Source organism: Kurthia massiliensis, from assembly GCF_000285555.1.
Classification (GTDB): Bacteria; Bacillota; Bacilli; order Bacillales_A; family Planococcaceae; genus Kurthia; species Kurthia massiliensis.
Window position 1 is genome coordinate 474,444 of sequence record NZ_HE610996.1, and the last position, 24,820, is coordinate 499,263.

A 24,820-nucleotide genomic window follows, 5' to 3' on the forward strand; every position below is an offset into this window, starting at 1 on the left:
TAACATGTATATTATGACTTAATTTTTCTTAGAAAACAAAAATAATTATACATACTATTAGATTTTTATACAAGCTTTTATTACGAAACATAAGCAAAGTTTTTTCGTTGCTCATATTATTACAAGAAAGGTGTATATGTATGCTACAATTTCATGATTTCACGCCCGAACGTATCGAAGAAGTTTTTTCACTATATGAAAAAAATGAAGCCTATTTCCAGTTAGCAACTGGACAAATGGCGACAATTCAAGATGTTTGGCACGACGTATCGCTACTTCCTGAAGGCGTATCGCCAACACAACATCACGTCGTATTAATCGACTTAGATGAACAATTAGTCGGTATACTTATTTATATAACTGCATATCCAACAGCGGATACGCTCTATATAGGGTTACTATTGTTAAACCCGCTTTATCAAGGGCGCGGTCTAGGCGCTACAATCGTTACACAACTCCAACAAGAACTTGCACCCCCACTGACAAAAATTAGACTCGTTGTGCTCGATGACAACGTTGCAGCTAAACGCTTTTGGATGCATCATGGATTTGTAGAAATTACACACGAAGTTATGACGCATCATCACCATACACAACGAGGAACAGTTTTACAATTTCAGAGATAAACATATATTATAGAAGAAACTCATAATACTCTTAATATTCAGCATAAGAAAAAGCCCACACAATCGTGTGGGCTTTCGTTATATATTAATCGATTTGATCATAATCTTTCGTTTCATTCGTTGTATGGAACTGGTATAAATTAAGAAGCTGGTCAAGTTTTTCACTTAGACGGATGGTTTCATCGTTCAAAAATCCTTTTTCTAGACCTGATTGAATCATTTTTTCTCTTGTGACTTCCAATTTTTTTAAAATCGTATCAGACATCATTACTCCATCCTCCTTTTCTGGGCGCAAAAAATAACGCAATTTCTCAACGTTCATTATTATACTATTATTTCCACATTTTCGGAGATGAAATTTTCGACAATATTCGACTTTCTAACTTCTACCTTCGATTGAATAAACGTAGGATACAAAACCACCCTGCTTAGCAATACCTCTAAAATGTTTAAAATCTTCTCGTTTAATCAGTACTTCTCTTATTTCATAAAATTCATTTTTATCGACATCAATTGAAGAAATGACGCCATTTTTTAAGTCATCTAGTAATTTACTATAGTCTTTCATTTACAATTACTTCCTTTTTATCAAAAATCACAGTTTTCATTTTACTTTTTATCCAAATTCATGCAAAATTGTTTACAATATTATCGATAAGGGGTTGTTGTTAATGGCTGAAAGAGCAGAATTAGGAAATATCATTGAATTTGGAGATGGACTTCAAGGGATCGTTGAAAAGGTAAATGAAAACTCTGTTATTGTTAATTTAACATATATGGACAATTTCCGTAGCCTTGATTTAGAAGAACGTACGGTCGTCAACCATCGACGTTATAAAGTAATCTCAACGCAATCCTTAAAAGCATAATTTCATATGAATATTCTAAACCGTCTATAATAGGCGGTTTTTCTTTTCTTTCTTATTATATTTCCTTTTCCCTCAATCGTTAATCGTTCACATTTTACTATTTTTTGGCACATTTTTCGTGGGATATATCTAAACAAAGAGGAACTCGGCATTGCACGAGTTCCTACTTTTAATACGATAAATTTTTAATAGATAGGCCAAGTTTCTTAAGAAGTGTAATACATTGGTCCTTTTCTTCAGGTGTGAGAGCTTCCATTAACGTATGCATTTGTGCTTCATGCGTTGGAAACAGTGTGTTCATAAAATCTGCACCTGCTTCAGTAATTTCCGCATATGTGACACGACGATCATTCGCGCATGCTTGGCGCTTCAAATAGCCTCGTTTTTCTAATTTATCAATGACATACGTAATCGAACCACTTGCAAGTAAAATTTTTTGTCCAATTTGTTGCAAAGGCTGACGACCTTTATGATGCAGCAATTCTAACACTGCGAACTCTGTCGGGTTTAAATTATTTTGTTGGAAAAATTCATTCGTTACTTCGTTAATTGCTTTCTGTGCACGCGATAACACGACATATAGCTTTAACGATTGTTTTATTTCTTCTGACGCAGTCATAAGATCATCCTTTTCATTCAATTAGACTTATTATAGCGATTTCGAAAATGCTTTGTCAAAACGAGTTTGTATAACGAAGTCTTTGTTGATACACTATTTATATCTCTCACAAAAAGTTAAAAGGAGTTTCTACATTGAAAACTGTACTCGCAACACTGAATGCCAAATATATTCATACGAATATTGCCATTCGCTATTTAAAAGCTGCCGCTAGACCGGAGTTTGATCCTGAACTAGCTGAATATACAATTAAGGACCCATCATTTAATATCGTTTCTGACTTATATCAGAAAAAGCCCGATATCGTTGGCTTTAGCTGTTATATCTGGAACATCGAAGAAACAATTCATGTCATCCGTATGCTACGTAAAGTAAGCCCTCATACGAAAATCGTTCTTGGTGGTCCAGAAGTATCGTATGACGTACACGACTGGCTACGTCGCTTAGACGGTTTAGTCGACTACATTTTAATGGGTGAAGGTGAAATTTCATTCAAAAAATTATTACAACATTTACACGGTGAAATTCCGTTAGAAGACGTTCCTGGTGTTTGCTATCTTGAAGACGGCAAAGTAAAAATTCACGCAGCTGCGCCAAAAGCAGACCTTCGTAACATGCCAAGTATTTATCGCTTTGAAGAAGATAAAAAACATATTCCAGGACGCGTCGCTTATATTGAAACAAGCCGTGGTTGTCCATTCAACTGCCAATTTTGTTTATCATCAATTGAAGTCGGCGTTCGTTACTTCAACCGCGAAAACGTCAAAGCAGACATTCGTTACTTAATGGAAAACGGTGCACGTACGATTAAATTCGTTGACCGTACGTTTAACATTAGCCGTAGTTACGCAATGGAAATGTTCCAATTTTTAATTGACGAACATAAACCAGGTGTCGTGTTCCAATTTGAAATTACAGCCGACATTATGCGTCCAGAAGTTATTGATTTCTTAAATGAAAACGCACCGAAAGGATTGTTCCGTTTCGAAATCGGCGTGCAATCGACAAATGATGAAACGAATGACCTCGTGAAGCGTCGTCAAAACTTCGAAAAGCTAAAACGTACCGTAACGATGGTGAAAGATGGCGGTAAAATCGACCAACATTTAGACTTAATCGCCGGTCTTCCTGAAGAAGATTACATGAGCTTCCGTAAAACGTTCAACGACGTATTTGCGATGCGCCCAGAAGAATTACAACTCGGTTTCTTAAAATTACTGCGCGGTACAGGATTACGTATCGACGCTGAAAAATATGGCTACGACTATATTGATTTAGCACCGTACGAAATTTTCTCAAACAACGTCTTAACGTTCGACGAAATTTTACGTATTAAACAAACTGAAGATATTTTAGAAAAATATTGGAACGACCACCGTATGAATCGTACGATTGAATATTTAGTTGAAGAAGTATTTGATTCACCATTCGACTTCTTCCAAGAATTCGGTACGTATTGGGACGAGCAAGGTTGGTCGAAAATCGGTCACCAATTAGAAGATTTATTCACACGTCTTTTAGGCTTCCTTGAAAAACGTGGTGGCGTTGATACGCGTATCGTTGAAAACTTCATGCAATTAGATTACTTCGATGCACAACGCTTCTTCCCACGTAAAGTATGGTGGACGAACGCATTATCAAAAGATGAAACACGTCCACTATACGACCAACTGTTAGCAAACGAAGATGCTTCTGTACGCTTCGGGTTAACGGCGAAAGACTTATTCAAACATACGTTAATCGTTCCTTGTCATATCGACGTAGACGCTGCGCATGACGGTAAGTTCGTTGCAAAAGAAAGTTACTTATTAACGTACTTCGAACCATCTGGCCAAACACATTTTAAAATGATTTAATGCACAAAAAAAACGCTGCCTAACAAGGTAGCGTTTTTTTGTTTATCCGATAATGACACGTTCTTTCGGATAATGATATTTTGGCTTTTCAGATTTCCCACCGAGTGAATATAAGAATGAAATCAAGCCGACACGTCCGATAAACATGAGCAACATGACGACAATTTTGCCGAATGTCGATAGTTCTTCTGTTAGGCCGAGTGACATCCCACACGTACCGAACGCAGAGGTAATTTCAAATACGATTTGAATGAGTGACGCATTTTTTTCTGTCACCGATAATACCATCGTTGAAATTAATACCATCATGCTCGCTAATAAAATAACAGCGTAAGAACGATGAACGTCGACTAAATATATTTCACGTTTGAACACTTGAATGTCTTCTTTACCACGCGCAAAATTATATAAAAATAGTGCTGCTAGTGCGAATGTCGTCGTTCGAATCCCCCCGCCGACAGAGCTTGGAGATGCTCCTATGAACATCATAAAACTTAAAAACATGTCCGTCGATTCATGGAACTGCGTAATATCAACCGTCGTTAAACCGCCTGAACGTGTCGACGCAGATTGGAACATCGCCGCAAATAACGCCTCGTGCCAACTCATTCCTTTAAATGAATGGAATGATTCAATGAATAAAATTACGATTGTCCCGCCGATGAAAAGCGCTGCATATGTAACGGTCGTAATTTTTGCAAACAACGAAAAGCGGAATACGCTATTCGGTTTACGGCGTAAAAATGCTTTTACTTCAACGAGTACTGGGAATCCAATCGCCCCAAGCGTAATGAGTAACATATTAATCACTTGAACGAAATAATCATTTTTAAAGCCAACAAGTGATTGACCTGTAATGTCAAAGCCACCATTTGTCGTCGCAGAAACGGCATTAAACACGCCATTTAATAGCGCATCCCAAAACGTCGCATAATAATCGGTAAAGTAAAAATACGTCGTTAAAATGACTGCGCCTATGATCTCAATCGTCAGTAAAATTTTAATAATTTCTTTAATTAAATGAACAACGCCAGATAAATTGTATTGGTTATGGTCGACCATAATGAGTTGACGTTCGCGTAACCCAATTTTTTTCCCAACGACAAGCCACAAAAACGTACCAGCCGACATAATGCCGATCGCGCCGAGTTGCAAAACGACGAGCAACATGAAAATGCCAAATAACGAATACGTTTCAGAAATATCGACGACTGTTAAGCCTGTTACACTCACAGCACTCACAGCCATAAATAAATTGTCGAGCCATGACACGTCTACACCTTGCTTATGTACACCAGGTAAACTTAATAACATAAACGAGACGCTCATCGCGACAAAATAATAAGAAACGATCGCTTGAAAGGGCGTGGCACGCTTTTTGACTTTTTTAATTGCTCCCATAAAATCGAGTCCTTTCAATAAAACGTCATAATAATCTATTGTAGGAGAAAAAATTAGAAAAAGAAAGACAGTGTTCCTTTAAGAAATTGTCAATATCTTATTCCCTCTTTCATTGATTAAAACCACAAAAAAACTCGATACCGTAGTACCGAGTCAAAACGATTATTGATCTGCTTTTTTTGCACCACGAACACCCATGACATAACCACCAACAGCGATAACGACTAATACTGTCCAGAAAATCGCTTTCCAAGCAAATGAATGTGGGAAATGTTCATCTAACACGCCGATATCTTTATGCGCAAGCGTCATGACCGTTAGCTTCACACCGACCCAGCCGACAATTAAAAATGCCGCTGTTTCAAGTTGTGGATATTTTTGTAATAACTTAACGAACGCTTGTGCAGCGAAACGCATAATAACAAGACCGATGACGCCACCTAAGAACATAACAGTAAATTGACCACCGTTAATGCCACCAATTTCCCAATCGCCCCAGTACGGTAATGTAACCGCTAATGCAACTGCAGCAAGCATTGAGTCGATAGCAAACGCTAAATCGGCTGCCTCTACTTTTACGACAGTCATCCAGAAGCCAGAACCTTTTTTCGCAGGTTTTCCATCTTCTGTCGGCACGTCGTCATCATCATGCCCTTTTCGTAAATCGTACAAGTTTTTCGCACTAATGAATAATAAATATGCAGCACCGATTGCTTGTACCCACCATAATTCAACGATTAACGTAATCATAAATAATGCCGCGAAACGCATAATGAATGCGCCTAATAAGCCGTAAAACAGCGCTTTCTTTTGCTGTTTGCGTGGTAAATGTTTTACCATGACAGCCATGACGACGGCATTATCGGCTGCTAATAAGCCTTCTAATGCGACAAGTACTAATAATACCCAGCCGTACTCTAACAATAATTCCATGTGTTTTCCCCCTTTTTAAACAAACAAAAAGAGACCCATGCCTAAATAAAGGCAAAGGTCTCACTAAGCAATCCAAGTTGCTCTTATAACCGATGATCTCTCAATAGATCATGTACTGACGATTATAAGTATAGGAACGCGTCCTATAGCTACTCCCCCTTGACGAATGTCAAAAGTGTATTCTGTTTGTTGTTAAATATATTATAACAATAATGCCTACATTATGTAAATAAAAATCTAAAAATAGCATGAAACATCTATAAATAGAATACGAAAAGGGTATATATACATACAGGTTTTACCGTTATACACATCGTATATACTATCTTGCGCAATCTACTTGTATTTAGTTGATGCGCGATTTCAGTTTGTTATACTTGAAATATTATTTAAATCAATGGAGGACGTTTATGCACAAGCTGCCATTACTAACACAAAACATGGATATGACATTAGAGTTTTTTTTCTCACAAAAATCGAGCCTTTACGTAATGGCTGACGAGCATTATGAGCAATTCAAAACTCAAGTATTTCAATATGCACCATTGTTGACGACGATGAATTATGAAAGCATCGAGCATATGCAAACGTGGGACATATTACGCGACCTTTATTTTATGTTAGCATGCCCGAAAGATAGTTATTTTGAAGAGCCATTGACGAATATGATTTTTAGCGTTCGTCATCTCTTATTAAAAAATGTGCGTGAAACTGTATCGTTTGAAACGATTGATGAGGCCATTCAACATCAACCAAATCGTGCCTACATCGCTGCACTTGCAATTACGCGCGTCTTAATGACATGGTTTAAAGACGTTTTTCAAGGTACCGATCTCGCCAAACAAATTAATGAAAACACTGCGATAGGTCAAATTGACATTCGCCCGTTATTCGAAGAAAAATATAGTACGATTGAGCCTGTTCCATCTGAAATTACAGCACTACAAGGAAAAATTGTTCGTCAAATGATTAAATATACGAATGAACATCCTACAAGTTTAGAAGACTATTTAAAAGAAGCGCATCGTATAGCACGCACGCAATGGAGTATGTTCGAAAAGCATCACGTTTAGACTGGAGGCGAATAACGATGAATCAACAACAATATACACAATTAATCGAACAACTTGAACAATTATGCCATATCGGCGCCTTCGAAGAGATGAGACAACTTGCTTCAACACATTATGAGCAAGCAATTGAAATGCACAATGACTTTATCGAATTACAAATGCTACGGTATATGATGATGGCAAGCGCTAACTTAGGACAATACGATCATTTACTTCACTTTTTTGAGCGCTACGAATATTTATGCCACGCCCTAAAAGATGAGCAATGTTTATTGTTTTTCAACATTTACTTAATGTTTATTTATAATTATCAAGGTTATTATCAACAGTCAATGTACGTCTTAAAACGTGCATGTCGTATGGCGCTTGAAAAAGAGAATCAGCTTGCGATTATTGACGCTTTTAGTAGCGCTTGTGCAACAGCAACGTTAATTCAACAATACGACCATGCGATTCAATACGCGCTAATTGGCATGACACATTTAGATGAAAATATGCGCGACTCGATTTTCGCATCACGTTTAGAAATGAATTTAAGTATTGCCCTGATTCATAACGGTGCATTTGATCATGCTAAAAAATATTTAGCGCGCAGTCGCCAAACGTTAGATCAATCGAAATACACGCGTTTCGTAAAAGATCATGCACACTATTACCGCGCTAAAGCGTTGCTTGCAGAGCATGAACACGATTATCTCGCTGCAAAAGTATATTTGAAGCAAGCGCTCACTTTATTACTCAAACACAATCATATTGCAGAGGTCGTTCATCTGATACGCGCCAGCATGCATTTAGCCGACGCCTTACAAGATGACTTGTACTTTACACACGCTTCTCATATTTTAGACACGCTCGTACATAGTAATGTGCAACGACAAATTGACGATATTACATTACTGAATGCGCAACGCCACGTAGCACGTGACCAGCGTGCGACGCAAACGTTTGATGAGGCAACTGGTGTTCATCGTACGAAAGGTGCTTTTAAAGTCGTCAATGACTGGTTACAGCAACAAGCGAAAGTCGACTGCGCCGTAGTGATGATTGGACAGCTAACCGACGCAGATCCTGCATTTTCAACATTCGTCCAACGCATCAACCAGTTATTAGACGACTCACGCGTCATCGTGAGCTTTAATAACCAGCAAATACTCATCTTTTGGCGCGACGTCGAAGAACGAACGGTGCAACAACATTTAGCTAGCATTGAAACACTCGTACATAGAGAGAACGAAATCATCGTGAAAGGTCATAGTCAAAGTACGGCGACGATGCGATACGCGAAAGAACTATACAATTTTGCGTATGCCCAGCTATATTATATGCGTGAACTTGATACGCAATTGACAAATCATCAATCAACGAAATAATGAACGATACAAAAAGACGAGCCGCTTTTGCGACCCGTCTTTTTGTACGTGCTTATAGTAAGCTATATAATTCGATTTCTGGGAATTTATCGTTGAACCAACGCATTGCAAACTCGTTTTCGAATAAGAATACTTTATTACCGAAACGGTCATTTACAAGAATTGAACGAGGACCTGTCATTGAATCTTTAATATCTTCTTCATTTGTAACCCAACGTGCGATTTTAGAACCGATTGGCTCCATAATGACGTCTACGTTATATTCATTTTTCATACGGTTTTCAAATACTTCAAATTGTAATTGACCGACCGCACCAAGAATGATGTCTTCTGTAAATAACGTTTTATAATATTGAATTGCACCTTCTTGTACAAGTTGGTCAATCCCTTTATGGAAGTGTTTTTGTTTCATCACGTTTTTCGCAGATACACGGACGAATAATTCCGGTGTGAATTGTGGTAATTTTTCAAATTGGAATTTCTTTTTACCGCCAACGATTGTATCGCCGATTTGGTAGTTACCTGTATCGTAAAGACCGATAATATCCCCTGCCACTGCTTCATTCGCTGTTTCACGGTCATCGGCTAAGAATGTCGTTGCTTGTGTCACTTTGAATGATTTTGCATTACGTGTCATCGTAATGTTCATACCGCGGTTAAATTTACCTGATACGATACGTACGAATGCGATACGGTCACGGTGTGCTGGGTTCATGTTTGCTTGAATTTTGAAAACGAAACCTGAAAAATCTGCATCTGTTGGTTCCACAATTGTTTCTTGTTCTGTTAAACGAGGTTGTGGACCTGGTGCGAATTTTAAGTATGTTTCAAGGAATGTTTGCACACCGAAGTTTGTTAATGCTGAACCGAAGAATACAGGAGTTAATTGACCTTTTGCAATTTTATCTTCAGAGAATTGGTTACCCGCTTCATCTAACAGCATAATGTCCTCTAACGCTTGTGTATAGTAAGACGTTTTTGTCATATCGTTTTCAACGTCGATACCACCTTCTTCATTTAACGGAATGAAGCGATCTTCTTCCTCTGTACGGAATTGTTCAATGCGACGGTTGAAGCGATCGTAAATACCTAAGAACTCTTTTCCCATACCGATTGGCCAGTTCATTGGATAAGCGTTAATGCCAAGTACTTCTTCAAGCTCTTCGATTAATTCTAATGGTTCTTTACCTTGACGGTCTAATTTGTTGATGAATGTGAAAATTGGAATACCACGCATACGACAAACTTGGAATAATTTCTTCGTTTGTGCTTCGATCCCTTTCGCTGCATCGATAACCATGACAGCACTATCAACGGCCATTAATGTACGGTACGTATCTTCAGAGAAATCTTGGTGCCCAGGTGTATCAAGGATGTTGACACGGCAACCGTCGTAATCAAATTGCATAACTGAAGATGTTACAGAGATACCACGTTGTTTTTCGATTTCCATCCAGTCAGATGTCGCGAACTTACCTGTTTTTTTACCTTTTACTGTACCAGCATCGCGAATCGCGCCACCGAAGTATAAAAGTTTTTCTGTAATTGTCGTTTTACCAGCATCGGGGTGAGAGATGATAGCAAAGGTACGACGTGAAAGAATGTCTTGTTCTAAATTCGTCATTTCGTTCTCCTTTATAATCAATCAATAGATGTTATCTATCGGAAAATTTTCAATAGTCTTTGTGTAACCTTAACTTGTCTAGTATATCAAAAATCAATGCATGAAAAAAGTACTTGCAAGCCGTCATAATAAAAAACGAGAAACCTATGGCGTCATAGGCTTCTCGTTTGACGTTATGCTTTTGTAACGTTTAATGTTTGACCGATTTTAATCGTCGATGATTTTAAACCGTTCCATTTTTTTAAGTTTGTTACTGTCGTACCGTACTTTTTCGCGATTTTGGTTAATGTATCGCCTTTTACAACTTTGTACGTTACGTTTGCTGTTGCTGTTAATTTTAATTTTTGACCGACTTTAATCGTTGAAGACGTTAAGCCGTTCCATTTTTTTAAGTTTGTTACTGTCGTACCGTACTTTTTCGCAATTTTCGTTAACGTATCACCTTTTGCGACCGTATGTATCGTTACTTTTTTAGATACCGTTGTTGTTGGTAATGTTGTATCGTTACCTGCTGGTGTCACTGTTGTATTCGTTTGAGACTTATCTTCTGTGTTCACAACAGGCGCCTTTTTAGACACGTATAATGTTTGACCAACGTAAATCGTTGTCGTTTTTAATGCATTCCAAGATGTTAAGTTCGCAACTGTTGTGCCATATTTTTTCGCGATTTTCGTTAACGTATCGCCTTTTTTCACAACGTATGTTGTCCCTTTATCTAATGTTGAATTGCTCGTTTGTGTGATCGTCGTATTTGAACTATTTGAAGACGTCGTTAACGGTGCATCGAATTGCGTTAAGTTATAGCGCTCAATTAAGCTATTTAATTTCGTATTATACTTCGTATCAGTCGCATAAGTACCTGTTAAAGCTTTTGTTGCGTCTTTATATGTTTTCGCATTTTCACGCCATGCTTTTTTGTAGTAAGAAGCGTTCCAGCTCACACCGTAACGGATTTTTTTTGCATTGTCTTCTAATGATTCTTTATATGAAGGATATTTACGGAATTTTGCATTGATTGTGTAGTATTGACCTTTACCGTTATCTTCTAACGTTTTCATCATCACGTATTGTCCGTTGTAATCGCCTTTAATGCCGAATAAGTTATAGTTTGGTGCAGAAGCTAATTCACTGCGGCCGTAACTACTTTCTAAAATTGCTTGTGCCATCATGACAGAGCCGTAAATACCATATTGTTGTGATAATGTCACAACGCTTGGTGAAATTTCTTCGATAAAGCTCTCTACAGTAGCTGTTGCACTTTTTGCTTTTGCTAATACTTTTGTATTTTCTTCAGCTGTATTCGATGTAATGTTGCTCACTGTTGTTGCTTTCTGTACAGCGGTTGTTGCCTCTGCAGCCGAAGAAAGTGACGTCGTTGTCACGATAGTAGCCATTGCTGCCGCAAGCCATTTGCTCGTTTTATTCATCTAACTAGTCCCTTCTCGTATGTCCTTTTTCTCTATATTAGTAGTCTTTTATACATTAGAATACCATTAATGAGTCAAATTGGGTACAGAACCGAAAAAATGACATAAACATCACATAATTGTAATGTTTATGTCATTTTATAAGAATAATTATTTTCCGTATTTTTTGTATGCTTCGTCTAACGCAATTTTTGCATCGCTATGTGGATATTTTGTGTTTTCGATAATTTGATAGTCTTCGTGACCTTTACCAGCGAATAAGATTAAGTCGCCTGGTTCTGACATTTGTACAGCATGACGTACCGCTTCTTCACGATCACCGATGCATGCGTAGTTATCATGTGCCATCCCTTTTTCAAGGTCGCCCATAATCGAATCATACGCTTCATAACGTGGATCATCTGTTGTTAAAATAACATATTCCGCTTTTGAAGCTTTTAACGCCATATCTGGACGTTTTGATTTGTCACGGTTACCTCCTGTACCGATAACGAAAATCATTTTATTTTTCTTGTAAGGCATCGCCGCATCAATTGCTTTTTCGATAGCATCTGGTGTGTGCGCATAATCGATGAAAATGTCGATTGGTAGATCGTCTGTTGGGACGCGCTCCATACGACCTTTAATCGCTGTTAAGCTTTCTAATTGTTCGATGACATCGTCAATTGGATAGCCTTTTGCATAAAGTGCTGCAACTGCTGCAAGCGCATTGTAAACGTTAAATTCACCGAGTAATTTTAGTTCAACGTGGCGATTACCTTCTGGTGTCACCATCGTGAATTCTGTATGTTCGTCGTGGTATGTAATGTCAATACCGCGGAAGTCAGCAGTTTCGTCCTTAACTGCATAACGCCAAATTGGGTACGGTGTTAAAGTTTCGTAATTTGCACTCCATGCATCGTCAGAGTTTAACACGACATGTTTGTCTTTCGTTAAATCTTGACCAAGTTGTGAAAATAACATCCCTTTTGCATTACCGTAGTTATCCATCGTTTTATGGAAGTCCAAATGGTCTTGTGTTAAGTTTGTGAAAATCGCAACGTCAAAATCAATCCCTGCTACGCGACCTAATACAAGACCGTGTGAGGACACTTCCATAATCATCGCACGGCAGTTTTCTGACTTCGCACGGAAGATCATTTGTTGTGTTGATAATGCATCACTTGTCGTATTTGATGATTGGTAAAGTGTACCGTTAATATCGAAACCGATTGTGCCTTTTAATGCCGATTTAATGCCTAAGCCAAGTAACATTTTTTCAATCATATTAGAAACAGTCGTTTTACCGTTCGTACCTGTCACACCGATCATCGTTAAATCTTGTGATGGGTAATCATAAAATTTTGCTGCAAGTAATCCTAATGTGCGGTCTGTACTACGAACGATCACTTGCGCAACATCACCTTTTAAGTCAAGTTCGCGCTCTGTAACGATCACTGTCGCACCGCTGTCTACAGCTTGTTGTGCGAAGTCGTGTCCATCTACGGTATAACCTTTAATACAAATAAAAATTGTTTTTTCTTCGACTAAACGAGAGTCGATCGCCATGTTGCGTACTTCTTCTGGTAAAGTACCAACGATACGTTTTTGTGCTAAACGTTGTAATAATTCTGTCGTTTGCATAATTAATCCTCCTGCTCATCGATCATAGGAGAAGTGACGTAAGCGTATAAAAGTGCCGCTGTATTGCGTAATGAGTCTACATGTGTACGTTCAAAAGCATGTGATGATTCAATGCCTGCACCGAATAATGCATGGCGCACATCAAAGCCTGCGCGAATTGCTGCCGATGCATCCGAACCATAATATGGATAAATATCGAGTTTATAATCGATATTATTGGCATTAGCAAGAGCTACTAACTGACGAGTTAATTCGTAGTGATACGGACCACTTGAATCTTTCGCACAAATTGAAACCGTATATTCATCAGATTGTTGGCCATCGCCAATTGCACCCATGTCTACTGCAATATATTCAACGGTTTCTTCTGGTACGCTGGCGTTCCCACCATAACCGATTTCTTCATTATTTGAGATATAAAAATGAGTTGTGTAAGGTAGCTCGATTTGTTCGTTTTTAATTAATTTTAATAGTTGAATTAAAAGCGTTGTGCTCGCCTTATCGTCTAAATGACGTGATTTAACAAAGCCTGATTCCGTAAACTCAAAACGGTTATCAAACGATACGAAGTCACCTACTTCGATGCCTAATGCACGTGTATCTTCCGCGTTTTTCACTTTCGCATCAATACGTACTTCTATATGCTGCTCATCACGTGGTAATTCGCCCATTTTGTTATAAACATGGACAGATGTTTCGTGCATTAATATAGTACCACGAATCTCCTCTCCTCGTGCGGTATGAATTGTACAATATTCTCCTTCTACCGCATTCCAACGAAAACCACCGACCATTGATAGTGCAAGGCGACCTGATGACTTCACTTCTTTTACCATCGCACCGAGTGTATCAGTATGGGCTGTTAATAAGCGATGACGTTGATCATTTTTCCCTTTAACTGTTGCGATGATGGCCCCTTTGTTCGTACGTGTGTAAGAAACGCCGATATTATCAAGCATACCTGCCATGACGTTCATAATCTTCGTCGTAAAACCTGACGGACTTGCTATATTTGTTAACGTTTTTAACAATTGAACAGTTTCTTTTTCATTGAAAATTTCCACTTTAAAATCCCCTTTTTTAAATATAGATAGCTTGCATCTCTATTATTCTTTCATCATATCAAAAGATGACTTTTTCCGACAACGACAAATCATGTTATGATGAATACATCAAGTATTCGAGGTGTCTTATGAAGAACTCTACTAGTTTACGTAGAAGAAATCAATTCATGCTGTTCACATATACAGCTGGAATGTTTCTATTTTGCTTTTTATGCGTCATTCGCGGACTAGATTATCCACTTACAACACCGATCGCTTGCTTTATGATAGGTGTCGTTCTGAATATAATCTTTTTCACTAAAAAAATAAATGAGCGACTCATCGCGATTACAACAGTTATATTATTAAACGTAACGGGCATATGTACGGTGGTCGCAACAAATAATCCATATTATTTAACATTTTTAATTTTAGGATTGTTTATGACTGCGATGTATTTCTCATTTTTATTAAATATTTTAATGGGTATACTCGTCATCGCAGAAATTGGTACTTTCGTCTGTATCAAGTTTCCATATTTAGCTGAACGTTTATCGAACGAGGAAATTTTTTGGATTACGATTAATGCTACATTTTTAATCGTATTTAGTATCGTACAATCGATTTATTTGTACGTATCAAACAAATCGATTGAAAAGAAAAATGATTCAATGGAAAAAGAATTCGAATCAAAAGAAGGCTATTTAAAACTATTTTTTGAAAATGCGAAAGATAGTATCGCCGTTTTCGACTTAGACGGAAAAATTATTAACGTCAATCCAGCGTTCGTAAAACTGTACGGCTGGACAATTGAAGAAAGTGTCGGCAAACATATTCCCCTCGTGCCACCTGAAAACTACGAGCTATCGCAGGAACGTATCAACGACATGATTGGCGGTATGAGTTACGATTTATTGCAAACGAAAGATATGCGAAAAGATGGCACGTTATTCGATGCGGAAATTACGCTATCTCCGATTTTAGACCAAGAAGGCAAAGTCATCGCGACTTCTGTGATTACGCGTGACGTTTCTTATCGAAAAGAAGCCGAAAAATTACGTGTTCAATCAGAAAAATTAAAAATGGCCGGCGAGATTGCAGCAGGTGTTGCTCATGAAGTACGGAATCCATTATCTGTCATCTCTGGATTTGTGCAAATGATGAACGAGGATAAAGACTCACCATACGCGTTTTATACGAATTTAATTGAAGCAGAGATTGATCGCATCAATTTAATTATCGGTGAATTTTTAGTGCTATCTAAACCACATGCACACGATACGAAGCCATTTAATTTATCAAATGTATTGCGTGATATTTTAGCGCTCCATAAGCTCGAATTAAAGGTGAAAAATATTACGTTAAATGAAAACTGGGGCGATACAGACGTTTATATTAACGGTGAATCAAACCAAATTAAACAAGTGTTTATTAACATTTTAAAAAATGCAGTCGAAGCAATTGAATCAGAAGGCCACATTGAATTCTCGATTTCAACAGATGCTGAAAATGTTCAAATTTCGATTGCTGATAATGGCATCGGTATGAAACAAGAAGTTGTGGACCATATTTTCCAACCGTTTTATACGACGAAAGAAAAAGGGACAGGCCTCGGCATGATGATTACCGAAAAAATCGTTCATGAACACGAAGGCGACATTAAAATTCATAGTACGTACGGAAAAGGAACCGAATTTATTTTAACGTTCCCACTCGCATCACCATCAGAGACGCAAGCTTAAAAAAGGAAGCCGCAAATTCGCGGCTTCCTTTTTTCATTAGCGCATAATCGTTTTAACGAGTTTCACTTTCTTTTTGTACGGTGGGAACATAATGTTCGTTGCGAGTTTTGATGAACGTTTTAAAATTGATTTTGGGTGTGTGAAACATTCAAAGCTCGCTTTCCCATGATAATTACCTGTACCCGATTCACCGACACCTCCGAACGGTAAATGTGGCGTACCGACGTGTGTAATCGTCTCATTAATACAACCACCGCCAAACGGTAAGTTTTCTAAGAAGTAATCGATGGCTTTCTCAGTTTCAGAGAATAAATACGCAGCGAGTGGTTTCGGTTTACGTTTAATTAAACGAATCGCTGCTTCTAAATCTTCATACACTAAAATCGGCATAATTGGCCCGAAAATTTCATCTTCCATAATCGGACTGTTCCATTTCACATCTTGTAAAACGGTCGGTGCGATATATAAATCTTCGCGGTCACATTGACCACCGATTAATACTTCATTTTTCGATTGTTTCAACAACGTATTTAAACGTTCAAATTGACGATCGTTAATAATGCGGCCGAAGTCTTTCGATTTTTGTGGGTCTTTGCCATAAAATTTATCGATTGTTTTCTTCACTTGGCGAAGGAATGGTACTTTTACCGATTCATGTACGAGAATGTAGTCCGGTGCCACACACGTCTGACCGGCATTCGTAAATTTACCCCATACGAGACGTTTCGCTGCGACTTCTAAGTTCGCTGTTTGGTCAACGATTGCAGGGCTCTTACCGCCTAGTTCTAGCGCATATGGCGTTAAACGCTCAGCACATGCACCTGCGACAATTTTGCCGACTTGCACACTACCGGTAAAGAAGATGAAGTCAAATGGTGCATGAATTAACGTTTGCACGACTTCTTTTTCCCCTTCTACGACTGCAACAAATTCACGGTCGAATGTTTCTTCTAAAATTTGACGCACGATCATCGTAGTATATGGTGCTGATTCAGATGGTTTAACGATTGCTGTATTACCACCCATAATGGCACCGACAAGGGGTTCCATGACAAGTTGGAACGGATAGTTAAATGGCCCGATAATACACGTCACACCATACGGCTCGCGCACGATAAAACTTTTCCCTGGTTGGAATTGAATCGGCGTTGGCACTGAAACCGGATGCATCCATTCTTCTAAATTTTTTAACGCTAAACTAATCGAATCATACAAAATACCGATTTCTGTCGCAAATGCTTCAAAATCACTTTTATGTAAATCGCGATAAAGTGCTTCCGTTACCTTTTTTTCATTCGCAACAATCGCTTGCTTCAATTTTTTTAATTGTTCTTTACGAAAAGCTAAAGATCGCGTTGCACCTGTATCAAAATAGGCACGTTGTTCTTGTAATAAACGTTCAATATGTTCCACGCTATTTCCCTCCTTGAATATCAATGTAATCGCATTGTATCACGCTAGTCGCGTGCTATTCCATTATGAACTTCTCAAAATATTCCAATTGTATGTTTAAACTACCCTTATTAAAGGAATCGTATTAGAAACAGATGAAAGAAGGGATTTTTGTATGACAGTATTTTTCACTTCTGAAGCAACAGCGAAGAATGGCCGCGATGGTCACGTTAAATCAAGCACAGGTTCAATCGACGTAAACTTAGGAAATCCAAAGCCAAATGAAACACCTGATGGCTCGAAATCAAACCCTGAGGAATTATTTGCATCAGGTTATGCAGCTTGTTATGACGGTGCACTTAATTTAATGGCGAAAAAAGCTGGTCATCAAATCGACTCAACGACAACAGCAAAAGTAAGCCTGCAATCAGACGATGAAAATGATGGTTTCAAAATTAGCGTCATTTTAGTTGTCGACATTCAAGGTGTATCGCAAGAAGTTGGTGAAGAATTAACGGCAAAAGCACACGAATTTTGCCCATATTCAAAAGCAACGCGCGGCAACATCGACGTTGAAATTATTACACAAGCTCAAAAGTAACTATTGCATTTTCTGAAAAAATGCGTATAATTTATATTTAGGTGCCAAACCTATTGCTATTCTTTTTTGATTAGCAGACTTACTCGCTCATAACAGCCGGATTGCTGGAGCGAGTTTGTTTAGTTTTACAATGTTTTACGGCGGGAAGATGAGCTCCCGCCTTTTTATTTTGTCTAAAATTATTCATTTATAGAAAAAAGCGAGTCTCCAATTGTGGAAAACTCGCTTTTTGTTATACAAATAAATCTAATAGTAAGTAGATTAAGCCTGCTAATGTTGCCGAAATCGGTAACGTAATAATCCATGTAAGTACGATCTTACGTGCGACGCCCCATTTAACACCTTTCACACGTTGCGCAGCACCAACACCCATAATCGCTGATGAAATAACATGTGTCGTTGATACTGGTAAGTGAATTAATGTTGCACCGAAAATAATTGATGCAGAAGAAAGGTCAGCTGCAACACCATTTACTGGACGGATTTTCATAATTTTACCGCCGACTGTTTTGATGATTTTATAACCACCGATTGACGTACCTAGACCCATTGCTAATGCACAGGCAAAACGTACCCAACCTTGTACTTCATCATCTGATTGTAAGCCTGCTGCAATTAAAGCCATCGTAATAATACCCATCGCTTTTTGTGCATCGTTTGTACCGTGAGTAAAAGCTTGAAGCGCTGCGGTACCGATTTGGACGGTACGGAAACCTTTATTCGTTTTATATAAGTTAAAACCTTTAAAAATCACTTTAAATAACGACATCATTAAGAAGCCGACTGCAATCGCAATAAATGGTGATAAAATTAACGCTTGGATAATTTTTGTGAATCCTTCATAGTTCAATACTTGGAAACCAGCGGCTGCAATTGCTGCACCAGCAATTGAACCGATAATCGCGTGTGATGAACTAGATGGAATACCGAAATACCACGTAATTAAATTCCATGCAATTGCTGAAATTAACGCTGCTAAAATGATGACTGTGCCGACACCTTCCCCTAATGAGAATGGATCAACAATATCTTTTGTAATTGCTTTGGCAACGCCTGTGAATGTAATCGCACCGACGAAGTTCATAACAGCAGCCATCATAACTGCTGTTTTTGGTGGTAATGCGCGCGTCGATACAGACGTCGCAATGGCATTTGCTGTATCGTGGAAACCATTGATAAAGTCAAATGCTAACGCACAAATAACGACTAAAATCGTTAACAGTATAAGAGTATCCATTTAATCAACCTGCCCTTTACGCATTTCGCATAATGATTGTTTCCATCGTATTCGCTACGTTTTGACAATCATCGGCGATATCTTCAAGCTGTTCGTAAATATCTTTATATTGAATAATACGAATCGGATCTGTTTCGTGTAAAAACAGTTGCTTGATTGATTTACGTAATACTTCATCACATTTTGATTCATAATCTTTAATTTTAATCGCATTTTCACGCATACCGACTAAATCTTTGCGTTGCAATTTTTCCATTGCTAACACGATTTCATCTGTACTTGCGACAATGTTTTGAACGAAACTATTCATTGCATCATCAGCTTCGACCAAACCAAACATATCGAAGTGTGCAATACATTCTTCCATACCATCTAATACGTCATCCATGCTGTTTGCGAGCGCTAAAATATCTTCACGTTCGATTGGCGTCATAAATGATTTGTTTAACATCACGATAATTTCATGAATTAATTTGTCACCATCTGTTTCGTATTGCTTCATTTGCTTACTAATTTCAGCTAAATCTTCTTTATTGTGAATACGGAATTCATTAGCAAAGTGTAATGACTTTTGTACATTTGCTGCAATTTCCGCTAATTTGTTAAAGAATGGATCGTCCTTTTTTCGTTTAAACATAAGTTCCTCCTAGAGCTTGTGTGGTTTCTATTTCATGTCTATATTAATAGCTTTGACCTCTGTCTCCGCTATTATTTTCAAACTTTTTCTTCCTCGTAAATCTTAACAATATTTTAGCGACTCGGCACTGAAATTTACATTACTTAATGCAACATTTACAAATCTGTAACATTACCCTTCATAATTTGGAAAAAACGCGCGAAAACCTCGCTTAAACCGGCTAGAGAAAGCGATTTCTATCGACTTATATCACTAATTTTTATTCTCGCTTCTTTTCCGATGAAAACAAACGAAAAAAAGACCACTCGAAAGTGATCTTTTTGTTAAGCCATTAAATGATGCGTTTCATTATATTTCCCTAGCCACCATTTGCCGTCTTTCGTGTACATCGTGCTAATACCACCATTTGAGAGCCTCGCATTTTGTGGGAACAAATCGTCGTTTTCAACAATTTGAAATAAATTATGAATCACTGCTCCGTGGGCCACTAAAATAACTGTATCATTCGGATATTGTTCTTCAATGAACTGAAGACCTGATTTTAACCGATCAATAAATTGCGCGAATGGTTCCTGTCCAGGATAGTTTTTTTGTGGATACGCTTTTGAACGTTCTTCATACGTCATACCTTCCGCTTTGCCGAATGTACGTTCCTTAAATGCTGGAAGTGATATAATCGGCAATTGGAAAGGCTCATTCATGATCTCTGCCGTTGCACGTGCACGTTGTAGGGGACTTGTGAAAATAGCGGTCGCTGGGTTTTCATGAAAATACTGCTGACATGCTTGCGCTTGATGAATCCCTTGCGCATTTAATGGCACATCTGTCGCACCTTGTAAGCGGCCTTGACGATTCCAATCTGTCTCGCCATGTCTTACTACATAGACCTTTGTCATCGCTTTCCCACCCCATTTAATTCGTCACTTCATAGTAACACAAAAAATGGAATCTTAGCACCTTTCCATCAAAACAAAAAAGCAGCCGGTAATCGACTGCTCTCTTACGTATTATGACGCTTTACGGAAGCCTGCTTGTTGCGCTTCTTCTTCGCTACAAAACATTTGCTCTTCTTGCACATTGTCATAGTTGTTCGTGCCTGGTAAGAAATAATTTTTATTTCCTTTAGCATTAATATTCCCTTTAATATTACAAGCACCGGTCGTTGAAGATGATGTTGATGACGATTCTGTTGATGTCGCCGTCTCATTTAACGAACCGTTCTTATCTGGATTTTGACCGACAGACCAGCCTGGAACTTTTGATTTAACGAAGCCACGATTTGTGACATAGCCGTTATATTGCCAAATGCCGCGCTTTGCTGCTTTCGCTTCGTCTTGCGCATCATAATATTGTTGTAAGTGGGTTGCTTTTTTATTATATACATAGCCGACACGTACAAGACCTTCGCGAATTAATTGTTCTTGGACACTTTTACCATCTGCATAAACGTACGCTAATAAACGACCATATTTATCTTCTTTGTCGCCACCTGTCGTATCAAATTCTAGCGATACGACTTTCGCATTGTCGATTAATTCGCGGTTACGCATTTGTGCTTGTTTCCCGAACGGTTGCTCACCTAATGTTTTATGATGCATTTCTGGTGCATCAATGAGCAAGAAGCGAACGCTCGACACTTTACCATCATATTTTACTTTCATCGTATCTCCATCAATAACGCTGACAACCTCTACTTGTTCTCCAACAATTTTTTGTGTTTCTGTCGTTTCTTCCTTCGTTGTTGAACGATCATCATTCTTCGATGCATCTAGTTCCGTACAGCCTGCTAATACGAACATCAGCGCTGCTGCAAGAAGCCATATCATTTTTTTCATGGAACCACCCTTTCGCTCCGTTTATTTTCATTCAAAAAGGACTGTCAATGCAGCCCCTTTAAGTTACACGAATTCATATTGTGCAAGCGTTTCGCCACGTTCTTCTAAATCGCGAATTTGGTGTGCCAAACGTGAAGATGCTGCCGCCGCAATACTACCAACTAAATCATCTAAAAACGTATGAACACGTCCATCTGCTTTTCCATCTAGTTTCGTAATAATACCGATTTTTTCTTTATCTAAATGACCGTATGTTGTCACTGAAATACTACCGTATGCTTGGGCAGCACCGACTGCAATCGTTTCATCGATGCCAAACAAACTTTCATCTCCAACGATTAGTTGTTGAAGTGGTTGTGAAAGCATGCCTTTTTCTGCTAATTCATCTAACTCAATACCGACAAGTACAGCATGTTGAATTTCGCGTTTTTGTAATACTTTGCGTACAGATTGTTCGCAATGTTCAATCGTTAAACCTTTGCTATATGGCGCTTGAACTGTATAGACGATATCAGCGATGTCACGAATCGTTACGCCACGTCGTTCTAATGCTGCAAATGTTGCCGCTGTCACTTCTGTAGAAGGGACTTTTAAAGCTCTATTAAACATAAAACATAAACCTCTTTCCTTCAAACTTCTTCTAAACGCTATCTATTATAACTTAATGTGTTTGTATGGTACAATTTCCCCAACATATATAAAGGAGGGTTTCCACATTGGAAACTGGTAAAATTCAAGAATTTTCTTTTTATAGTCAAGCACTAGATGAGAAGCTAAAAGTATACATTTATTTGCCCGCTTCTTATACACCGATGATGACGTATCCGGTGATGATTGCTGCGGATGGTAAAGACTATATCCAACTTGGCCGTATTTCAGGCATTATGAATGAGCTCATTGACGAAGGCGATATTGACGATGTTATTTTCGTCGCCGTTCCGTACAAAAGCGTACAAGATCGCCGCGATAAATATTTACCGAGTGGCATTAAACACGAGGCATATTTAACATTTTTAGTCGATGAGTTAGTCCCTTATTTAGACGCAAACTATTCGACGGAAGATGCACCAGAAGCGCGTACATTACTCGGTGATTCACAAGCAGCAACTGTTTCTCTACTTGCAGCACTCCGTCACCCTGAAAAATTCCATCACGTCATTATGCATTCTCCTTATGTGAATGAAGAAGTAATGGAAATTGTCCGCGACGTACATAACGTTGAAGATTATACGATTTATCATGCCATTGGCAAACTCGAAACAGAAGTCCATACGACCGATCATAAAATTAAAGATTTTTTAACACCAAACCGTGAATTGCACGCGTTAATGGTCGCGCGTGAATTTAATACGTACTATGCTGAACTTGATGGCGGGCATACGTGGAAAACGTGGCAACCTGACCTTCGACGTGCATTCATTCAAAACTTTCTGCTGTAAAAATATAGGTTTTCGCTAAATATCCCACTGTTTTTCTGTTATACTAAAAATTACGAAAACTGTTATTTCCAAGGAGGTCTTTTCATGAATTATGGTATTGTTGCTTTCCCATCAAAAGAACTACAAGATTTCGCCAACTCTTATCGTAAACGTTATGATTCGCATTACGCGCAAATCCCACCGCATATTACATTACGTGCAGCGTCTGAAGCGCCAGACAACCAAACTTTGCAACAAATTGCAGAGCAAGTGTATGAACTGACACAACAGATGAAGCCATTTGATATCCATATCGGTAAAGTAAGCTCATTTAAACCGGTCACAAACGTGATTTATTTAAAAGTTGATCCAACAGCACAATTAACTGAGATTCATGAGTCTCTTTACGCAGCACCATTCGGTGGTGAGGCACCTTATAAATTCGTACCACATATTACGCTTGCACAAGGTTTATCTGCTAGTGAACACGACGACATTTTTGGCCAACTCGGCATGAACGACATCGATTTTTCTGAAACGATTAGTCGCATTCATTTACTGTATCAACTAGATAACGGGTCTTGGTCCGTTTATGAAACATTCCGCCTACGAGGTGAGTAATGTGCAATCTGTCGTCGTCAAAATTGCACAGTCTGATGCAGAGAAAAAAGATGCTTTTTTTGTGCGTACAGAAGTGTTCGTAAAAGAACAAGGCCTCCCACTCCCACTCGAAATTGACGAACTCGATGACGTAGCGACACATATCGTGTGCTACTACGAGCAAAAGCCAATCGCTGCGAGTCGTTTAATTATCGATGAGCGTTTTGGCACCGCTAAAATCGAGCGCTTATCCGTTTTACCTGCTTTTCGACGCCAACAAATTGGCGTCAAAATGATGAAGACGATTGAATCGTTTTTATTAGACCATCACCGAGAAGTAAAGCTCATTAAAATTCATGCACAAACACATGCGGTTCCTTTCTATGAAAAGTTAGGATTTAAAGTGACGTCTCCAGAATTTATGGATAACTATATTCCGCATCGTGCCATTGAAAAACAAATTCGATAATAAAAGGTGTCATTGCATATGCAGTGACGCCTTTTTTGCACACAAAAAAACCTACAGTATACACTGTAGGTTACGCATAAGCATTAATAACAAAACCTTTTCCGACAATCTCAGCAGTCGACATCGGTTTTGGTCGATACATCACAACTTCGTCCGTTGAGGCAGCAGTAGGCATAATCGGCAATGATTTTTGCTGTGCTATTTTTTGTTCTTGCTCGAGTAAACGTTCTTGCTGGCGTCTTACTTCCACATAGAAGCGATTTTGTGCCTCTACGGCTTGAACACCTTCGATATACGTAAAACTTGGATTCTTTTGATTTAAACGATTGGCGTAATCTGCGTATTGCAACGGCGTCACAGGTAGAATATATCCCATACTGACTACCTCCTCTCTTTACTACTAAATATTCCTCTTTTGTAGAAAT

General features: G+C 38.5%; 26 protein-coding genes. 10 read left to right on the plus strand and 16 right to left on the minus strand.

The window, feature by feature from the left end; genetic code table 11:
• Positions 1–140: 140 nt before the first annotated feature.
• Complete coding sequence (locus KMHG_RS02730; protein ID WP_010286681.1) at positions 141–626, plus strand: GNAT family N-acetyltransferase; 486 nt, start codon at positions 141–143, stop codon at positions 624–626.
• An 85-nt stretch (positions 627–711) separates the two neighbouring features.
• On the opposite strand, the gene KMHG_RS02735 is transcribed toward KMHG_RS02730, so the two are convergent.
• Positions 712–894 carry an aspartyl-phosphate phosphatase Spo0E family protein gene (locus tag KMHG_RS02735; RefSeq protein ID WP_010286682.1) on the minus strand — a complete coding sequence of 61 codons (183 nt, stop codon included), beginning with the start codon at positions 892–894 and terminating at the stop codon, positions 712–714.
• 111 nt (positions 895–1,005) lie between these two features.
• Complete coding sequence (ykzS, locus tag KMHG_RS02740; protein WP_010286683.1) at positions 1,006–1,194, minus strand: protein YkzS; 189 nt, start codon at positions 1,192–1,194, stop codon at positions 1,006–1,008.
• A 103-nt stretch (positions 1,195–1,297) separates the two neighbouring features.
• Here ykzS and KMHG_RS02745 point away from each other — a divergent pair, with 103 nt between their 5' ends.
• Positions 1,298–1,495, plus strand: a complete 198-nt coding sequence (locus KMHG_RS02745) for a YkvS family protein (RefSeq protein WP_010286684.1) — start codon at positions 1,298–1,300, stop codon at positions 1,493–1,495.
• Between the two features lie 169 nt (positions 1,496–1,664).
• Here the strand turns inward: KMHG_RS02745 and KMHG_RS02750 are convergent, their stop codons facing one another.
• The gene (locus KMHG_RS02750; RefSeq protein WP_010286685.1) at positions 1,665–2,114 is read right to left on the minus strand and encodes a MarR family winged helix-turn-helix transcriptional regulator; all 450 of its coding nucleotides are present in this window, start codon (positions 2,112–2,114) and stop codon (positions 1,665–1,667) included.
• 134 nt (positions 2,115–2,248) lie between these two features.
• Between KMHG_RS02750 and KMHG_RS02755 the strand changes: the two genes are divergently transcribed.
• Complete coding sequence (locus KMHG_RS02755) at positions 2,249–3,970, plus strand: B12-binding domain-containing radical SAM protein (protein ID WP_010286687.1); 1,722 nt, start codon at positions 2,249–2,251, stop codon at positions 3,968–3,970.
• A gap of 42 nt (positions 3,971–4,012) precedes the next feature.
• On the opposite strand, the gene KMHG_RS02760 is transcribed toward KMHG_RS02755, so the two are convergent.
• Both KMHG_RS02760 and KMHG_RS02765 read right to left on the minus strand, forming a co-directional pair.
• On the minus strand, positions 4,013–5,371 hold the full coding sequence (locus tag KMHG_RS02760; RefSeq protein WP_010286688.1) for a TrkH family potassium uptake protein: 1,359 nt from the start codon (positions 5,369–5,371) through the stop codon (positions 4,013–4,015).
• A 162-nt stretch (positions 5,372–5,533) separates the two neighbouring features.
• Positions 5,534–6,304 (minus strand): TerC family protein, encoded by a 771-nt coding sequence (locus tag KMHG_RS02765; RefSeq protein ID WP_010286690.1) that lies wholly within the window; start codon positions 6,302–6,304, stop codon positions 5,534–5,536.
• 410 nt (positions 6,305–6,714) lie between these two features.
• Between KMHG_RS02765 and KMHG_RS02770 the strand changes: the two genes are divergently transcribed.
• Entirely contained in the window at positions 6,715–7,377 is a 663-nt protein-coding gene (locus KMHG_RS02770; RefSeq protein WP_010286691.1) for a hypothetical protein, read from the plus strand.
• 17 nt (positions 7,378–7,394) lie between these two features.
• Positions 7,395–8,747: a hypothetical protein gene (locus KMHG_RS02775; protein WP_010286692.1), complete on the plus strand. Its 1,353-nt coding sequence runs from the start codon at positions 7,395–7,397 to the stop codon at positions 8,745–8,747.
• A 52-nt stretch (positions 8,748–8,799) separates the two neighbouring features.
• On the opposite strand, the gene KMHG_RS02780 is transcribed toward KMHG_RS02775, so the two are convergent.
• The 4 genes from KMHG_RS02780 to KMHG_RS02795 all read right to left on the minus strand — a co-directional run bounded on the left by KMHG_RS02780 (position 8,800) and on the right by KMHG_RS02795 (position 14,485).
• Positions 8,800–10,371, minus strand: coding sequence for a peptide chain release factor 3 (locus KMHG_RS02780; RefSeq protein WP_010286695.1), 1,572 nt, complete (start codon positions 10,369–10,371; stop codon positions 8,800–8,802).
• 173 nt (positions 10,372–10,544) lie between these two features.
• The gene (locus KMHG_RS17260) at positions 10,545–11,798 is read right to left on the minus strand and encodes a LysM peptidoglycan-binding domain-containing protein (RefSeq protein ID WP_010286700.1); all 1,254 of its coding nucleotides are present in this window, start codon (positions 11,796–11,798) and stop codon (positions 10,545–10,547) included.
• A 150-nt stretch (positions 11,799–11,948) separates the two neighbouring features.
• Positions 11,949–13,421 carry a UDP-N-acetylmuramoyl-L-alanyl-D-glutamate--2,6-diaminopimelate ligase gene (locus KMHG_RS02790; protein WP_010286701.1) on the minus strand — a complete coding sequence of 491 codons (1,473 nt, stop codon included), beginning with the start codon at positions 13,419–13,421 and terminating at the stop codon, positions 11,949–11,951.
• A 2-nt stretch (positions 13,422–13,423) separates the two neighbouring features.
• On the minus strand, positions 13,424–14,485 hold the full coding sequence (locus KMHG_RS02795) for a M42 family metallopeptidase (protein ID WP_010286702.1): 1,062 nt from the start codon (positions 14,483–14,485) through the stop codon (positions 13,424–13,426).
• 128 nt (positions 14,486–14,613) lie between these two features.
• On the opposite strand from KMHG_RS02795, the gene KMHG_RS02800 reads away from it, so the two are divergent.
• The gene (locus tag KMHG_RS02800) at positions 14,614–16,206 is read left to right on the plus strand and encodes a two-component system sensor histidine kinase NtrB (RefSeq protein ID WP_026021982.1); all 1,593 of its coding nucleotides are present in this window, start codon (positions 14,614–14,616) and stop codon (positions 16,204–16,206) included.
• A gap of 36 nt (positions 16,207–16,242) precedes the next feature.
• Here the strand turns inward: KMHG_RS02800 and KMHG_RS02805 are convergent, their stop codons facing one another.
• Positions 16,243–17,619: an aldehyde dehydrogenase gene (locus KMHG_RS02805; protein ID WP_010286704.1), complete on the minus strand. Its 1,377-nt coding sequence runs from the start codon at positions 17,617–17,619 to the stop codon at positions 16,243–16,245.
• A 154-nt stretch (positions 17,620–17,773) separates the two neighbouring features.
• On the opposite strand from KMHG_RS02805, the gene KMHG_RS02810 reads away from it, so the two are divergent.
• Positions 17,774–18,199 (plus strand): organic hydroperoxide resistance protein, encoded by a 426-nt coding sequence (locus KMHG_RS02810; RefSeq protein ID WP_010286707.1) that lies wholly within the window; start codon positions 17,774–17,776, stop codon positions 18,197–18,199.
• 232 nt (positions 18,200–18,431) lie between these two features.
• Here KMHG_RS02810 and KMHG_RS02815 read toward each other — a convergent pair whose 3' ends face one another.
• The 5 genes from KMHG_RS02815 to KMHG_RS17265 form a co-directional block, all read right to left on the minus strand.
• Positions 18,432–19,436: an inorganic phosphate transporter gene (locus KMHG_RS02815; protein WP_010286711.1), complete on the minus strand. Its 1,005-nt coding sequence runs from the start codon at positions 19,434–19,436 to the stop codon at positions 18,432–18,434.
• Positions 19,437–19,452: 16 nt separating this feature from the next.
• Positions 19,453–20,073, minus strand: a complete 621-nt coding sequence (locus tag KMHG_RS02820; RefSeq protein ID WP_010286716.1) for a DUF47 domain-containing protein — start codon at positions 20,071–20,073, stop codon at positions 19,453–19,455.
• 323 nt (positions 20,074–20,396) lie between these two features.
• Positions 20,397–20,969, minus strand: a complete 573-nt coding sequence (locus KMHG_RS02825; protein WP_010286717.1) for a histidine phosphatase family protein — start codon at positions 20,967–20,969, stop codon at positions 20,397–20,399.
• A 111-nt stretch (positions 20,970–21,080) separates the two neighbouring features.
• Positions 21,081–21,908, minus strand: a complete 828-nt coding sequence (locus KMHG_RS02830) for a thermonuclease family protein (RefSeq protein ID WP_010286718.1) — start codon at positions 21,906–21,908, stop codon at positions 21,081–21,083.
• Positions 21,909–21,971: 63 nt separating this feature from the next.
• Entirely contained in the window at positions 21,972–22,517 is a 546-nt protein-coding gene (locus tag KMHG_RS17265; protein ID WP_010286720.1) for a phosphatidylglycerophosphatase A family protein, read from the minus strand.
• Positions 22,518–22,624: 107 nt separating this feature from the next.
• Between KMHG_RS17265 and KMHG_RS02840 the strand changes: the two genes are divergently transcribed.
• The 3 genes from KMHG_RS02840 to KMHG_RS02850 all read left to right on the plus strand — a co-directional run bounded on the left by KMHG_RS02840 (position 22,625) and on the right by KMHG_RS02850 (position 24,395).
• Entirely contained in the window at positions 22,625–23,347 is a 723-nt protein-coding gene (locus tag KMHG_RS02840) for an alpha/beta hydrolase (protein ID WP_010286722.1), read from the plus strand.
• Between the two features lie 84 nt (positions 23,348–23,431).
• Complete coding sequence (locus KMHG_RS02845; protein ID WP_010286724.1) at positions 23,432–23,947, plus strand: YjcG family protein; 516 nt, start codon at positions 23,432–23,434, stop codon at positions 23,945–23,947.
• A 1-nt stretch (position 23,948) separates the two neighbouring features.
• Positions 23,949–24,395 (plus strand): GNAT family N-acetyltransferase, encoded by a 447-nt coding sequence (locus KMHG_RS02850; RefSeq protein WP_010286727.1) that lies wholly within the window; start codon positions 23,949–23,951, stop codon positions 24,393–24,395.
• Positions 24,396–24,465: 70 nt separating this feature from the next.
• Here KMHG_RS02850 and KMHG_RS02855 read toward each other — a convergent pair whose 3' ends face one another.
• Positions 24,466–24,771, minus strand: a complete 306-nt coding sequence (locus tag KMHG_RS02855) for a hypothetical protein (RefSeq protein WP_010286731.1) — start codon at positions 24,769–24,771, stop codon at positions 24,466–24,468.
• Between the last annotated feature and the right edge of the window lie 49 nt (positions 24,772–24,820).

Excerpts from the sequence above, each read along its gene's own strand:
- KMHG_RS02820 (WP_010286716.1), bottom strand. The coding sequence starts at position 20,073 with ATGTTTAAACGAAAAAAGGACGATCCATTCTTTAACAAATTAGCGGAA.
- KMHG_RS02810 (WP_010286707.1), top strand. The coding sequence starts at position 17,774 with ATGACAGTATTTTTCACTTCTGAAGCAACAGCGAAGAATGGCCGCGAT.
- KMHG_RS02845 (WP_010286724.1), top strand. The coding sequence starts at position 23,432 with ATGAATTATGGTATTGTTGCTTTCCCATCAAAAGAACTACAAGATTTC.
- ykzS (WP_010286683.1), bottom strand. The coding sequence starts at position 1,194 with ATGAAAGACTATAGTAAATTACTAGATGACTTAAAAAATGGCGTCATT.
- KMHG_RS02765 (WP_010286690.1), bottom strand. The coding sequence starts at position 6,304 with ATGGAATTATTGTTAGAGTACGGCTGGGTATTATTAGTACTTGTCGCA.
- KMHG_RS02790 (WP_010286701.1), bottom strand. The coding sequence starts at position 13,421 with ATGCAAACGACAGAATTATTACAACGTTTAGCACAAAAACGTATCGTT.
- KMHG_RS02770 (WP_010286691.1), top strand. The coding sequence starts at position 6,715 with ATGCACAAGCTGCCATTACTAACACAAAACATGGATATGACATTAGAG.
- KMHG_RS17260 (WP_010286700.1), bottom strand. The coding sequence starts at position 11,798 with ATGAATAAAACGAGCAAATGGCTTGCGGCAGCAATGGCTACTATCGTG.
- KMHG_RS02750 (WP_010286685.1), bottom strand. The coding sequence starts at position 2,114 with ATGACTGCGTCAGAAGAAATAAAACAATCGTTAAAGCTATATGTCGTG.
- KMHG_RS02730 (WP_010286681.1), top strand. The coding sequence starts at position 141 with ATGCTACAATTTCATGATTTCACGCCCGAACGTATCGAAGAAGTTTTT.
- KMHG_RS02830 (WP_010286718.1), bottom strand. The coding sequence starts at position 21,908 with ATGAAAAAAATGATATGGCTTCTTGCAGCAGCGCTGATGTTCGTATTA.
- KMHG_RS02800 (WP_026021982.1), top strand. The coding sequence starts at position 14,614 with ATGAAGAACTCTACTAGTTTACGTAGAAGAAATCAATTCATGCTGTTC.
- KMHG_RS02735 (WP_010286682.1), bottom strand. The coding sequence starts at position 894 with ATGATGTCTGATACGATTTTAAAAAAATTGGAAGTCACAAGAGAAAAA.
- KMHG_RS02745 (WP_010286684.1), top strand. The coding sequence starts at position 1,298 with ATGGCTGAAAGAGCAGAATTAGGAAATATCATTGAATTTGGAGATGGA.
- KMHG_RS02775 (WP_010286692.1), top strand. The coding sequence starts at position 7,395 with ATGAATCAACAACAATATACACAATTAATCGAACAACTTGAACAATTA.
- KMHG_RS17265 (WP_010286720.1), bottom strand. The coding sequence starts at position 22,517 with ATGTTTAATAGAGCTTTAAAAGTCCCTTCTACAGAAGTGACAGCGGCA.
- KMHG_RS02760 (WP_010286688.1), bottom strand. The coding sequence starts at position 5,371 with ATGGGAGCAATTAAAAAAGTCAAAAAGCGTGCCACGCCCTTTCAAGCG.
- KMHG_RS02815 (WP_010286711.1), bottom strand. The coding sequence starts at position 19,436 with ATGGATACTCTTATACTGTTAACGATTTTAGTCGTTATTTGTGCGTTA.
- KMHG_RS02780 (WP_010286695.1), bottom strand. The coding sequence starts at position 10,371 with ATGACGAATTTAGAACAAGACATTCTTTCACGTCGTACCTTTGCTATC.
- KMHG_RS02825 (WP_010286717.1), bottom strand. The coding sequence starts at position 20,969 with ATGACAAAGGTCTATGTAGTAAGACATGGCGAGACAGATTGGAATCGT.
- KMHG_RS02855 (WP_010286731.1), bottom strand. The coding sequence starts at position 24,771 with ATGGGATATATTCTACCTGTGACGCCGTTGCAATACGCAGATTACGCC.